Source organism: Qipengyuania sphaerica, assembly GCF_019711595.1.
Lineage (GTDB): Bacteria > Pseudomonadota > Alphaproteobacteria > Sphingomonadales > Sphingomonadaceae > Qipengyuania > Qipengyuania sphaerica.
Map to the genome: position 1 here is coordinate 81,849 of NZ_JAIGNR010000001.1, position 13,043 is coordinate 94,891.

The 13,043-nt window shown below is 63.6% G+C and carries 14 protein-coding genes; 2 read left to right on the forward strand and 12 right to left on the reverse strand.

Annotation, left to right across the window (positions count from 1 at the left end; translation table 11 throughout):
- Positions 1–23: 23 nt before the first annotated feature.
- Together K3178_RS00405 and K3178_RS14260 are read right to left on the reverse strand one after the other, a co-directional pair.
- Positions 24–1,199, reverse strand: coding sequence for a saccharopine dehydrogenase family protein (locus K3178_RS00405; protein WP_221569428.1), 1,176 nt, complete (start codon positions 1,197–1,199; stop codon positions 24–26).
- Positions 1,200–1,350: 151 nt separating this feature from the next.
- On the reverse strand, positions 1,351–1,482 hold the full coding sequence (locus K3178_RS14260; RefSeq protein ID WP_282098824.1) for a hypothetical protein: 132 nt from the start codon (positions 1,480–1,482) through the stop codon (positions 1,351–1,353).
- A 201-nt stretch (positions 1,483–1,683) separates the two neighbouring features.
- On the opposite strand from K3178_RS14260, the gene K3178_RS00410 reads away from it, so the two are divergent.
- Entirely contained in the window at positions 1,684–2,370 is a 687-nt protein-coding gene (locus tag K3178_RS00410) for a winged helix-turn-helix transcriptional regulator (RefSeq protein WP_221569429.1), read from the forward strand.
- A gap of 7 nt (positions 2,371–2,377) precedes the next feature.
- Here the strand turns inward: K3178_RS00410 and dcd are convergent, their stop codons facing one another.
- The 3 genes from dcd to K3178_RS00425 all read right to left on the reverse strand — a co-directional run bounded on the left by dcd (position 2,378) and on the right by K3178_RS00425 (position 5,386).
- Complete coding sequence (gene dcd / locus K3178_RS00415) at positions 2,378–2,932, reverse strand: dCTP deaminase (RefSeq protein WP_221570724.1); 555 nt, start codon at positions 2,930–2,932, stop codon at positions 2,378–2,380.
- A 73-nt stretch (positions 2,933–3,005) separates the two neighbouring features.
- Complete coding sequence (locus K3178_RS00420) at positions 3,006–4,958, reverse strand: hypothetical protein (protein WP_221569430.1); 1,953 nt, start codon at positions 4,956–4,958, stop codon at positions 3,006–3,008.
- Positions 4,955–5,386 (reverse strand): hypothetical protein, encoded by a 432-nt coding sequence (locus K3178_RS00425; protein ID WP_221569431.1) that lies wholly within the window; start codon positions 5,384–5,386, stop codon positions 4,955–4,957. Before K3178_RS00425 ends, K3178_RS00420 begins: the two co-directional genes overlap by 4 nt.
- Before the next feature lie 109 nt (positions 5,387–5,495).
- On the opposite strand from K3178_RS00425, the gene K3178_RS00430 reads away from it, so the two are divergent.
- The gene (locus tag K3178_RS00430; protein ID WP_221569432.1) at positions 5,496–6,737 is read left to right on the forward strand and encodes a glycosyltransferase family 4 protein; all 1,242 of its coding nucleotides are present in this window, start codon (positions 5,496–5,498) and stop codon (positions 6,735–6,737) included.
- Here K3178_RS00430 and K3178_RS00435 read toward each other — a convergent pair.
- The 7 genes from K3178_RS00435 to K3178_RS00465 all read right to left on the reverse strand — a co-directional run bounded on the left by K3178_RS00435 (position 6,734) and on the right by K3178_RS00465 (position 13,042).
- A complete protein-coding gene (locus K3178_RS00435) occupies positions 6,734–7,966 on the reverse strand; it encodes a WcaI family glycosyltransferase (RefSeq protein WP_345719824.1) in 1,233 nt (410 codons plus the stop codon). The genes K3178_RS00430 and K3178_RS00435 overlap by 4 nt on opposite strands.
- A 1-nt stretch (position 7,967) precedes the next feature.
- Positions 7,968–8,594 (reverse strand): hypothetical protein, encoded by a 627-nt coding sequence (locus tag K3178_RS00440; protein WP_345719825.1) that lies wholly within the window; start codon positions 8,592–8,594, stop codon positions 7,968–7,970.
- Positions 8,595–8,669: 75 nt separating this feature from the next.
- Complete coding sequence (locus tag K3178_RS00445; RefSeq protein ID WP_221569435.1) at positions 8,670–9,467, reverse strand: DUF1295 domain-containing protein; 798 nt, start codon at positions 9,465–9,467, stop codon at positions 8,670–8,672.
- The gene (locus tag K3178_RS00450; protein WP_221569436.1) at positions 9,460–10,089 is read right to left on the reverse strand and encodes a 1-acyl-sn-glycerol-3-phosphate acyltransferase; all 630 of its coding nucleotides are present in this window, start codon (positions 10,087–10,089) and stop codon (positions 9,460–9,462) included. Before K3178_RS00450 ends, K3178_RS00445 begins: the two co-directional genes overlap by 8 nt.
- A gap of 66 nt (positions 10,090–10,155) precedes the next feature.
- Positions 10,156–10,830 carry a hypothetical protein gene (locus K3178_RS00455; protein ID WP_221569437.1) on the reverse strand — a complete coding sequence of 225 codons (675 nt, stop codon included), beginning with the start codon at positions 10,828–10,830 and terminating at the stop codon, positions 10,156–10,158.
- Between the two features lie 98 nt (positions 10,831–10,928).
- Positions 10,929–11,429, reverse strand: a complete 501-nt coding sequence (locus tag K3178_RS00460) for an SMI1/KNR4 family protein (RefSeq protein ID WP_221569438.1) — start codon at positions 11,427–11,429, stop codon at positions 10,929–10,931.
- A gap of 2 nt (positions 11,430–11,431) precedes the next feature.
- Entirely contained in the window at positions 11,432–13,042 is a 1,611-nt protein-coding gene (locus K3178_RS00465; protein ID WP_221569439.1) for a carboxyl transferase domain-containing protein, read from the reverse strand.
- Between the last annotated feature and the right edge of the window lies 1 nt (position 13,043).

Below are 13,043 nucleotides of genomic sequence, written 5' to 3' on the forward strand. Positions count from 1 at the left end.
GAGCCGCGTGCTCCCCCTTTTTCTTATTCTTCCAGTTGAAAAGTCAGGTGGGCATGGTCGCGCAGCCGCTCGACCAATGCCTCGCCGAGGAAGGAGCCGGGCGTGCCGACGCCGCCTTCCGCATCGCTTGTCAGCAGCGCCATGCCGGTTTCGCCCAGCATGCGGCTGGTCGATCCGTAACCGGGATCGAACTTGCCCTTCACCGCATAATGTATGCCGCTGCCGTCGGGCCACGAGCCGATAAAGAGCACGTCGTAGAATCCGTTTTCGCGCTCTTCCTTGGTCGGCCCTTCACCCGGCTTGGGGGGCTTGGCGCCGAAGGGGTTCTTCATCAGCTCGACCATGGCATTGGCCGCTGCCTTGCCGGCATCGCCGGGACTGGTGAGCATCATCTCGTCATAGCGGAAATCCTCGCCGTAAGGATGGCCGCGCAGGAAATTGGTGCGGTGGACGTTCTTGGTGTTGATTGGCGCCATGACGAAAGGCGCAGCCCATTTGCCGGTCTCGTCTTCGTAGCGCGGGACCATGCCGCTCGGCTGGTCGGGACCTTCGAAACCGGGAGTGAGCGCGAAGGGATCGCGCAGCTGGCCGATGATCCTGGGGTTCTTCATCGCCGCCTTCATCGTTGCGCCGAGGCTGGCGGCCGTGCCGCCGGAGAAAGTCCCCTGCATCGCGCGCACGCGGCCCTTAACGCGCGGTGCGGGCGAGCCGTGCCGCGCCACCGCTTCCTTCTGCAGCATCAACACCCCGAGATCGAAGGGGATGGAATCGAAGCCCGATGAGAAGCAAATCCGCGCGCCGCTGGCCTTGGCGGCCTCGTGATGCTTCTCGATCTGCTCGGCCATCCAGGCCGGTTCGCCGCAGAGGTCGGCATAATCGGTGCCCGTCTTCACGCAGGCCTCGACCAGCGCATCGCCATAGAGCTGGTAGGGACCGACCGTGGTCAGGACGACCTTCGTCCTCTTGCACATCGCTTCGAGACTCGCAGGATCGGAGGCATCGGCGACGATCATCGGCGTGGTCGATGGCGCGCCGATCTCGTCGCGCACGGCAGTAAGCTTGTCCTCGCTGCGGCCCGCCATCGCCCATTTCGGCCCGTCGTCCCTATTGCCGTATTCGCGCACGAAATGTTCGGCGACGAGGCGGCCGGTGTAGCCGGTTGCGCCATAGACGATGATGTCGAATTCGCGATCTGCCATGTCACTCTCCCACGTAAGGTGAGAGATGTGCGCCGCGACCGCGCGAGAGTCAAAGACGCAGCGTCAAAGCCCCCTGTCCGAGCATCGGTGCTGCCGGGATTTGCGCTCAGTAGCGCCCGCCCGAAAGGACACGGAACTCCTTCGGTCGCAGTCATGCTGCCCGGGCCGCGAACGCTCCGCTTTCGACGCGCGCCGCAGGTACGGTGGTGACCTCCGAGAAGGTGATCGTTGTGGCCAGTACTGCAGCAATTGCGCAGATGAAGCTCGTGATGCGGTTGCTCATGGTCTTTCTCCTTTTGATCTTCGCCAATTGATTATGGCGATGGGGAGAAAGTGCCTCCAGGCCCGGATTCGGGATAGTTCGCGATCCGAAGCAGGCCGCTACGCAATTCGCAGCAACTCACTACTAAATCCGTAGCGATTGCGGAAAATCGCGAAAAAGCGTATCTTTGCGCGCCTTCAATGCGGTGCGGGGAGATGACCGATGCCAGAATTGGCGAGCCATTGTCCAGCCACGAAAGCAGCGGACATCCTGGGCGACAAGTGGACACTGCAGATCCTGCGAGCGATGATTCTCGGGGCGCAGCGATACTCCGATTTTACAGCAGCCATGCCGCGGATCTCGCCATCCGTCCTCAGCGCGCGGCTGAAGCGGCTTTGCGATGAGGGGTTGATCGTGAAGCGGGGTGATACCGGTCAGCAGGCGCTATACCGGCTCGCACCCGCCGGGCGCGAAGCAGGGCCGATAGTGGTGATGATGGCAGAATGGGGCCTGCGCTGGGCTAAGCGAAACATGCGCACGGACCAGATCGACGTGGGCGTCGCCATGTGGGACCTGCACCGCACTTTACGCACGACCGGCCTTCCCGATGGCGAGACCGTCTTCTCGATCACGCTGTCCGATCTGGACAAGCACAATCGCTGGTGGATAGTGGCACAGGGCGAGAGGGTCGATCTGTGCGACAAGGACCCCGGCCGCTCCGTAGACGTCTATATTCACGGCCCTCTCGAGACGATCCTTGCGGTATGGATGGACGAGGCAAACCTGGATGATGCGATGCGAGCCGAAGAGATCGTGATGACGGGGGAGCGCCTGCTCGTCGACAGCGCGAAAAGCTGGTTTCCGGTCTCACCGGTCGTACTTGCAAGACAGGCGGCTGTGGCCGCCTGATTGGTTCCTACAGCTTCGGCAGCGTGACCCCGCGCTGGCCCATGTATTTGCCCGCGCGGTCGGCATAGGTGACTTCGGGCCGCTCGTTACCTTTGAGGAACAGGAACTGGCACGCGCCTTCATTGGCGTAGATCTTGGCCGGCAGCGGCGTGGTGTTGGAAAATTCCAGCGTGACATGGCCTTCCCAGCCTGGCTCGAGCGGGGTCACGTTCACGATGATCCCGCAGCGCGCATAGGTGCTCTTGCCGAGGCAAATCACCAGCACGTCGTCCGGAATGCGGAAATATTCGACCGTGCGGGCCAGCGCGAAGCTGTTGGGAGGGATGATGCAGACGTCGGTCTGCTTGTCGACGAAGCTGTTGCTGGCGAAATCCTTGGGATCGACCACCGCGCTGTCGATATTGGTGAAGATCTTGAACTCGTCCGCCACGCGCGCGTCGTAGCCGAAGCTCGACAGCCCGTAGGAGATATTCCCCTCGCGCCGCTGGGCTTCCACGAAGGGTTCGATCATGCCGCGGGTCGTTGCCGCTTCGCGGATCCATTTGTCGGAGAGAATCGCCATGGCGAATAGATTCCGCATGGAAGGGCGCGCGGCAAGCGGGAGGGGCATTTTGTCCCCTCCCGCGTGGCGATAATCAGGCGTCGGAGAGAAAGCCCTCCTCCTCCCAGCGCTGCCAGTCGCGATTATAGCTGAACTCGATCCAGTCGTTGGGATTGTCGAGCACGCGCGTCTCGCGCACGGCGAAGGAGCCCGATGCGCCCTTGGCGAAGCGGATCGAACCGGTCGGCCCGTGCTTGACGATGCGGATGCGCTGGCCGTCGGCATAGCCAAATTGATCGCCGCCAAGCGGTGTCCGGGCGAGCGTCACGTCCGCGATGATGCCGCTCGTCATCTCGATCGCCATGAAAGGCGCGCACGGTATGATTTCTCCCGCGCCCGAGACATCGGGAAGCTTGTACCATCCGCGTGCCCAAATGCTGCTGGTCGTTTCCGGCACACGCTGGCTGACGCGCGGCATCGAGACCGGCGCAGCGCCGCCATGGGGTCCGCCTCCGCTGACGGTCGGACCGGAGAACGCCAGCTCGCAGCTCTTGTCGATATAGCCGGTCCAGAAGCAGCCGAGCCATTGACGATCCTGCTCCTGCGCAAGCCGGGTGCGGCGAAGCGCAACATCGATGCGCACCTGCGACGGGGGCAGTTTAAAGATGCCGGCAGGCGCTCCCGGCACAGGCTCGGCCAAGGTGTCGACTCCGTCGAATTGCAGTGCGTGAATGCCGCTTTTGCGGTCGAGCCAGGCTTCGATGCGCAAATCGGTATCGCGCAGTGCCATCGCCTCGTTGCCGTCGAGCACGACGGTGCAATCGATCGTCCGTATCGAGCCCGAAACCCAGCTAGTGAATCGCAGCACATCGATGTCGCGGAACTTGCAATTCTCCAGCCGGATCGTCGGCAGGGGCGCTGTCTCGTCACGCGTGGGATAGGCAAGCGAATGATAAGGGCCGTCGGTGGGGCCGTTGCCGATGCCGGTGGCGACGCAATCGTGCCAGCTGCAATTGCGGTAGGTGGCGCGCGTCTTCGCCACGTCTTCCTGCGCCTGGTAGCAATCGCCGAAGCTGCAATCGACGGCAAGCAGATCGCAATCGGTTCCGGCATTTAGCGCATTGCCATTCCCGGTTTCGAGGCGGCAGCGGTGGAGCTCGAGGCTTTCGAGGGCGTTGGCCTCGCCCGCTACGAACACGATCTCGCCTTTCCAGCCGATCATGTCGGTATCGCTGACGACGATCTCGCCGGCAAAGCAGTCCTGCATCCAAAGGGCCTTGTCGCTGGTGTCCCAGCCGTCGCCCGTAAGCGGGTCGGCGGGCCAGGAGTATTCGCCCGTGCGGTGGCGGTTGCCCCGGAAAACCAGCCGGTCGATTTCAAGCCGTCCGATGCTGCGCTGGCCTTCGCCGGGATCGGAGGTATCGCCCTGCAGGTACAGCCCTCCGCCGCGCCATACCGCCAGCGTCGGGTCGCTGGCCGAGGTGGCGACGAGCTGGAAATCGGTTTCGGGGTCCTCGCCGTCGAGGGCACGGAAGTCGAGCACCGTTCGCTGTGCCGCGCAGCCGCGCAAGCAAAGCGAGCGGCGAACGACGAGCGGGTGGCCGTCCTCGGCGCGAATGTCTCCGGCGGGCGAGGTGCGGAGCGGGCAATCGACGCGGTAATACGCGGCTTCGAAACGCAGCTCTGCCGCGCCCACCGCCTCGGCATAGTCGATCGCGGCCTGCAGCGCGCCCTGGTCGTTGGCGAGGCCGTCACCTGCCGCGCCGCCCTGTTCGGCCGAGAGCGAACCGGCTTCGGGCAAGAGGCGGAAGATGCGTCCATTGGCCGTCGCGAAGACGAAGCGGGGGTGCGCCGCGAGCAGGCCTGCGTCGCATCGCGCATCGCTGATGTAGGTTGCGGCGCCCTTGCCGTCCTCGCCGTGGCCGGTGCTTTCGAGCCGCACCACATCGGGTGACGGCGAGCGCAGGGCTAGGTCGGCAAAGAGCGCGGGCAGTGCCTGTGCGGCGCGGTTGGCGAGCCCCAAAGCAGGGATGGCAAGCGCGCTCACTGGGCGAGCCTGTAGGTCAGGGTACCCGAGGCGATGCGGCAATCGAGCCAGAGCGTGGCGCCGCTCTCGCTTTCCTCCCAGACCGGTTCGCAGGCGTTGGATGAGTACGCACCCCAAGCGTCGCCCGCGACAGTCAGCGGGTGAAGCGTGGTCCCGCCATCGGTCGAGCGCTTGACGGCAACGCTGCCCTGCCAATCGCCCGACAGGGTGCAATAGACAGGGGCGGGGGAGGCAGGGGTGAAGGGTCCGACGAGGGCATCGTTGCCGGTCCACCCCTCCAGCGGTGCAGGCGCTGCGGGAAGGGCGGATTGGACGGGTAGCGGGCGGCTGTCGGCCACCAGCGCAAGATTGCCGGTACCGTCGTCGATGCCGAGCGCATAGGCGGGTGCGAAGCCGCCGGGGGTCTGCAGGGGAATGGGATGGCTCATCGCTTGTGGTTCCTCGATTCAATCGAATGAGCCAATCCGGTTAATCACGAGTTGGTGAGTAGGAAAATGCTTTTTGGCTTTTGCTGCGCCCGCGCTAGGACACGGGGCGATGCAGGTCGGCGTTTTCCATCCCGGTACCCAACACAGCCGCCAGACCGCGCTCGCCCTACAGGATCTCGGCCGGCTGGCCTTCCTTGCCACCGGGCTGTTCGATCATCCCGATAGTGCCGCGCGAAAGCTCGCCGGGATGCTTCCCGATTTCCTTTCCTCGAAGATCGAGAGGGAGATGGGGCGCTTCGCTTTTCCCCGCCTCGATCCGGCTAAGGTAAGGGGATTCCCGCGCTACGAACTGCCTGAAAGGATCGCCACGCGCCTGGGCGCTCGCGGTCTGGCCGGGAGGCTGGACCAGTCGCTCAATGCCGCTTTCGGGGAGCGGATCGCGGCAATCGCGAAGGACGAAGGACCGCTCGCCCTGTGGGGCTATGACGGGTCGTCCTTCTCCGCCTTCCGCCACCCGCGCACGAAGGATTGCCCGAAAATCCTCGACCGCACGATGGCCGATTGCCGCTCTTGGAATGCCGAGCGCGAGCGGCAGCTAGCACTCCAGGGCGAATGGTTCACCGGAGGCTCTCCGGCATGGAGCGCCCGCCGTATCGAGCAGGACGACGAGGAATACGCCGCAGCCGACCGCATCGTTTGCGGCAGCCCCTTCGTCATGGAGACGATCCTCGAATATTCCCAAGTCCCGGGCCTCGCGGACAAGCTCGAACTGCTTCCCTACTGCTTCGACGCCGCGCTCTTCGCCCGGCCCGATGCGCCCGAGCCGGTGCGCGCAGGAGAGCCCGTGCGGTTCCTGTTCGTGGGGCAGGTCGCGGCGCGCAAGGGCATCCGTCACGCGCTCGAAGCGATCGCGCGACTGCCGGAGAGCGGGGCGAGGCTGACCGTGGTGGGGCCGGTGGCGCTCCCCGAAGAACTGCTCGCTCCTTTTCGCGACCGGGTGGAATTCGTGGGAGCCGTCCCGCGCAGCGAGGTTCCGGCGATCATGCGCCGCCATGATGCACTGGTCTTCCCGAGCTATAATGAAGGCTCGGCAACGGTCCTCCTGGAGGCGATGGCATCGGGGCTGGCCGTGATCCAGACCAGGGCCTCGGGGCTGGGCGCGAGCGCGGCGAGCGGTTTCGTCCACGACCGGCCCGATACCGATGCTGTCGAAGAGGCGATGCGCGCGCTGATCGATGACCGGGACATGCTCCACGCGATGCGGCTATCCGCGATGGAGGAGGCGCGCGAACGCGACTTCGCCGCCTATCGCGGGAATATCGCGCGGCTGCTCGAAAAGATGGGCATCTAGCCCAGCAGGCGTTCGAGCCCTTCCTCGAATGTGTCGACCACCGAGGTTTTCGACCAGGCCTCCGCCGCGCGGCCCGCAGCCGCCGTGCCCATCGTCCTGCGATAGTCGGGGTGCGTGGCGAGCGCATTGATCGCCGAGACGATCGCCTCGGGAACTTCGGGCGGAACCACGATGCCGCAGTTCACCAGCTCGCGCGCGATGCCCGTGCCCGGCCGCACCGTTGCCACCACAGGCCTGCCCGAAGCCAGCATATTACCGAGCTTCGACGGCAGCACGAGGTCGGCCGCATCGTGCAGCTGCGGGAGCAAATGGATGTCGGCCAGCTTGAGCAGGTCGCCGATCCGCTCTTCGGGCTGGAGATTGCGGAAGAGGATATTGGGAAGGCCCTTCGCCAGTTCCTCCAGCTTCGCCCGGTTGGGCCCTTCGCCCGAAATGACGAACACGATGTCTTCGCGTGTCGCCATCTGGCGCGCCGCCTCGATCACCACGTCGAGGCCCTGCTTGTTGGCGATATTGCCCGAGTAGAGCGCGACGGTCTTGCCCTCGAGCCCCCATTCCTTGCGGAAATGGTTCTCGTCCGCCGCGTCCATCGCCTCGGCATGATTGGCCCAGTTGCGCATTTCGAGGATGTGTTCGGGTTCGACACCTTTTTGCAGCAGCAATTCGCACATCGGCCCGCTGATGGTCGAGACAAGGTCTGCCGCATGCAGCATCCGGTCCTCGAACCGCGCCGCGGCATCGGCCACTTTGCTGCTGCGATCGATAAGCCCGGTCGCCAGCGCCGCGCCGACTTCGAAATCCTGCACATGCATCCACAGCGGCACGCCCGCGCGCTTTGCCATGCTGACCGCCACGGGAGCGGCGATCATCGAGGGCGCGACAGTGAACACGATGTCCGGCTCCAGCTCGCGCCGGGCCTTGCGCGCCGCGGGCCAGGAACTGCTGGCAAAGCTGGCGTGATGTGCCATCCGCTTCTTGCCCGTGGGGTCGGCGGGGATATAATGCGGGCAGCGGGTGACCTTCACCCCGTTCTCCACCGTTGTCTGCCAGCGTCGCTTGAAGCGGGGAAACAGCTTCCATTCAGGGTAGTAAGGCTGGCCCGCCACCACCTGCACCGTGTGCCCGCGCTCGACCAGCGCCTCTGCCAGTCCCGCCGAATAGGGCCCGATCCCGATCGGCTCGGGCGCGTAATTGAGACTGAGGAAAAGAATGCGGCGGGGCGTCGCCACGTCAGGCTGCGCCCAGCGTGCCCGTTCCGCGCGCGCCCCCGTCTTTGGCGTCGAGCCCGTCGAAGATGGCATCGATGATCAGCGCCAGCTTGTCCTCGGAAAGCCGGTCGCCCAGCATCGCGATATTGTAGGGCATGAGATAGGTCGAAACCATCTGGTTGATGACCGAACGCGCCAGGTCGACATCCATGCCGGGAAGATGGCCATCGGCCTGTGCTTCGGCGATCAGTTCGCACAGCATGTGGTCGGCAAGATCGATATAGCTCTGCGCATATTCGAAATAGCGTTCGCCCATTTCGACATAGAGATTGAAAGTCGCCGGATCGTCCCTGAAGTTCTGCCGCAGCATGATGAAGCGGCGGGCGAAGAATTCGTACATCTTGCGGCGCGGCGGCAGCCCGCTCGCCATCACCTCGTCCATCACTTCGATCTTGGGCGCGAACCATTCGCCGGTGATCGCCTCCAGCATGTCGCCTTCATCGGGGAAGACCGCATCTAGCCGGGCGCGGGCGATCTTGAGCTCGGCGGCGAGCCGCGTGCGGGTCACTTCCTCGCCGGTACGCTCCATTAGCGCCATCGCCTCGCGCGCGAAGCGGCTGCGTAACTGCTCGATATCTTCCTCGCTCACCGAAGGGCCCTCATTGCGTGTCGCACCAGCAATGTAGAGCATCGGGCTTGTGGTTAAAGCCCTTTGTCGGCGGATTTAGCCCGATTTCTTGGGCGGAAGCGGGACGAAGGCAGAGGTGCGGCGCTTGTATTCCTCATAGCCGGGGCGCGTATGCTTCATGCCCTTTTCGAGCAGCGCAGCGCCCGACCATTTGACCAGCGTGAAAGTGAGGAAAAGCGGGCCCGCCACAGTCCATGCGGCAACCTCCCAGCCGACGCTCGCCGCGACCAGCCAGATGCCCCACCAAGCGCAGGCATCGCCGAAGTAATTCGGGTGGCGGGTATAGCGCCACAGCCCCTTGTCCATCACTTCGCCCTTGTTGGAAGGATCGGCCTTGAATTGCGAAAGCTGCCAGTCGCCAACCCATTCGAAGATGATGCCGAGCAGGTAGATCGAAATGCCGGCGAGTGTGAGCGCGCCGATTTCCTGTGATGGCTCGCTGGAAAGGATGCCGACCTGCGCGGGCGAGGACACGAGAAACAGCAGCACGGCCTGCCCCAGCCAGATCTTCGTCAGCGCGGCAAAGGCGAAACGGCCCTTTTCGCGGTCCTTCCTCAGCATCCGTTCGTAACGCTTGTCCTCGCCCTCCGCACGCCAGCGGCGCAGGAGGTAGATGCCGAGCCGCAGTCCCCAGGCAGCCGTCATCGCCAGCAGGAGATGCGCCAGCACGCCGCGCTCTTCCAGCTGGAGCCAGCTGGTAAAGGCCATCAGCGCCATCCCTGCGCCCCAGAAGCTGTCGATGAAGGAGACGTCGTCGATCTTCACCGAGATGGCCCAGAGGACGAGGACGGTTGCCACCAATACGCCCGCGTTGACCAGCAGCATCTCAACCATTGGCGCGCTCCTCCTCGATCAGTTCCTGTGCCTGCGCCTCGAGTACCCTGAATCGCTCGTATTCGGGCAGTTTCGAGCGCATGAAGCGCGCGATCTCCGCCAGCGTCTCGCCATAGCTGGCGGTGGGCACGATCGCAGGGCCAAAGCCCAGCGTCATGGTTTCGTTACACACCCATGCCGGCACGATCGGGACATTGGCCGCGCGCGCGATGTGGTAGAAACCCGATTTCCAGCTGCCATCGGTCGAGCGCGTGCCTTCCGCCGCGATGACCAGCGCGAGCCGCTCGCGGCTGGCGAATTCTTCGGCAATCTGCTGGGTGACATTGGCCCGCTTGCGGCGGTCCACCGGGATGCCGCCCATGTCGAACATGAAATTGCGCATCATGCCCTGGAACAGCGTGTGCTTGCCCATGAAATTGGGCTGCACGCCTTCCTCGGCGGTGGCGCCGATGAAGAAGACAAAGTCCCAGTTCGAAGTATGCGGCGCGCCGGCGATGACGAACTTGTCGATGTCGGGCAAGCGTCCGTCGAGCTTCCAGCCCTTCCACCGGTACAGCACCATGATGATGCGCCGCACGATACGGCTCAGCAGCGACGGCTTCCTGAAATTGGCCTTTGGCATTCTCTCTCCTGCCTCACGAGGCCTAGCAGGTACGCACAGGAAAGCGAGAGGGATGCGCTGCGATATTCAGACCTTGTCGCGGTCAGTCAGCGCCGGATCGCTGTCGGGACGCACGGGCGCATCTTCGACGCGGTCGTCCACCCCGTCGTTATCTGCATCGACGCGGCCATCGACGGCATCGGGCACGCCATCCCTGTCCTTGTCACCATCGGCGACATCGCTGGTCATTTCGCCGAACAGCGCTTCGTAGTGGTTGAAGGCGCGGCGCAATTCCTCGGTCGTGGCATCGCTCGAGCGGTCGGCGATCTCGTGACCGGCGAGGTAATGCTTGGCGACATCGCCATGGTCGACGGTGAGGTCGGCATGGCGCTTCTCGAAATCGGCCATGGGATAGCCGCGCGCGTTCATCACATCAGTCAGGAGGCGGTCGGCCTTGGCGACGGCTTCGACCGGGCTATCGACGAACAGTGCCTTGGTGGCGGTCCATTCGGTGGTGTAGCGGTCGCGTTCCGAAGCGGTGAGTGGGCGGATGTCCAGTTTCCTGACGCGCTCTTCGCGCTCGATCAGATCGGCTTCGGCATCGCGGCGCTTGCCATGCGTGCTCACGGTGCGGTCGTACTCCTCGCCGAACTTATCGCGCAATTCCTGCGTGCGTTTTCTCTGGACGAAGAGCCATGCCAACAGCGCGCCGACGACGACGACAATGGCAATGACAGCGATGGTGACTTCTTGTCCTTCCACGGGAATTCTCCTCTGCCCGGTCCAACCCCCATGGTATAATTTGGCAATGTCCGGAGGGGCTTGGAGGTTCCTCGACTGGACGCGAATAGCGCTGAGTTTTACGCTTCGGCAGCGGACATTCGGGCAAGCAGATCGTGAAAATTTGCTGCGATGACGTAATAAGTTTCCCGGTCGGTAAAGTCTTTGCCAAAGGTTTCGTGATCGACGAAACCAATCTCGCCACTTCGCATGTTGAAAGTCAGGACATTTCCGCCCCAATCGTCGGCAAAAACGAAAATCTCAGGCGGTACATTAGTGACTTCGGCTTCCATGCCCGCGAAGTGCTCCTGCAAGGGGCGGATATTCTGCCAAGGTTCTCGCGCGATCCCGAATACCTGGGCTATCGGAGCATGGCCGTAGCCGCCGGCGAAATTTGAGCTCGGAAACTCAACCAAGTAGTTCGGCTCTAGATCGCCTCCGTCACGCGCCAACAGAATTTTCCTGAGCGGCTCGGGCATCTTGAAACCCACACTTTTCTCGAAGGACTCGATGCGCTGTTCGCCAACCGAAGGGGGAGCGCTAGCGTCGAAGCTGCCGATGAGATCTTCGAGTTCTACCATGCCTACATCCTGAACACGCCGAACTGCGGCTTCTCTGGTATCGGCGCTTCAAGCGTTGCTGCAAACGCCAAACCCAGTACGTCGCGGGTCTGGACCGGGTCGATCACGCCGTCGTCCCAAAGCCGCGCGGTGGCGTAATAGGGGTTGCCCTCGTCCTCGTATTTCTGGCGGATGGGGGCCTTGAATTCCTCGGCCTGCTGCTCGGTCCAGCTGTCGGCGTCGCGGTGGACGGTGGCGAGAACGCTGGCGGCCTGTTCGCCGCCCATCACCGAAATGCGCGCATTGGGCCAGGTGAAGAGGAAGCGCGGGGAATAAGCCCTGCCGCACATGCCGTAATTGCCTGCGCCAAAGCTGCCGCCGATGACTACGGTAACCTTGGGTACGGTGGCGGTGGCGACGGCTGTCACCAGCTTCGCACCATGCTTGGCGATGCCTTCCGCCTCGTATTTCCCGCCGACCATGAAGCCGGAGATGTTCTGGAGGAACAGCAGCGGGATGCGGCGCTGGCACGCGAGCTCGATGAAATGCGCACCCTTTTGCGCGCTTTCGGAAAACAGCACCCCGTTGTTGGCGAGGATCGCCACCGGCATGCCCCAGATATGCGCGAAACCGCAGACCAACGTGCTGCCGTAATTGGCCTTGAATTCGTGGAACTCGGACCCGTCGACCAGCCGGGCGATAATTTCCTTCACATCGTAGGGCGCGCGGACATCTTCGGGCACGATCGCGTACAAATCGTCGGCGTCGAACTTCGGCGGGCGCGGTTCAATCAATTGTAACCCGGTTGCGGCGGCGTAATTGTCGCCGAGGTGGCTGACGATATCGCGCACGATGGTGAGCGCGTGTTCGTCGTTTTCGGCGAGGTGGTCGACCACGCCCGACTTCTTCGCGTGGAGATCGCCCCCGCCAAGGTCCTCGGCGCTGATTTCCTCGCCCGTCGCCGCCTTCACCAGCGGCGGTCCGGCAAGGAAGATAGTTCCTTGATTTCGAACGATAATTGTCTCGTCGGACATCGCAGGAACATAGGCTCCGCCCGCAGTGCAGCTGCCCATGACGCAGGCAATCTGCGGAATGCCCATCGCCGACATATTGGCTTGGTTGAAGAAGATCCGGCCGAAGTGGTCGCGGTCGGGAAAAACCTCCGCCTGGTGCGGCAAGTTCGCCCCGCCGGAATCCACAAGATAAATACACGGCAGCCGGTTCTCCTGCGCGATTTCCTGTGCGCGCAGGTGCTTCTTGACCGTCATCGGGTAATAGGTACCGCCCTTCACCGTGGCATCGTTGCACACGATCATCACCTGCCGCCCCGAAACCCGGCCGATCCCGACAATCATGCCGGCGCCGTTGATCTCGTCCTTGCCGTACATGCCGTTGGCAGCCAGCTGGCCGATCTCGAGGAACGGGCTTCCCGGATCGAGCAGGCGCTCCACCCGCTCGCGCGGCAAAAGCTTGCCCCGCCCGACATGCCGCTCGCGGCTGCCTTCCGAGCCGCCAAGTGCGGCTGCTGCGACGGTGGAGCGCAGGTCTGTAGCGAGCGATTTGTTATGCTCGAACCGCGCCTTGGCGTCAGGTGCCTCGCGGTCGAGCGTGGATGTGAGAACGGGTGCGGTCATC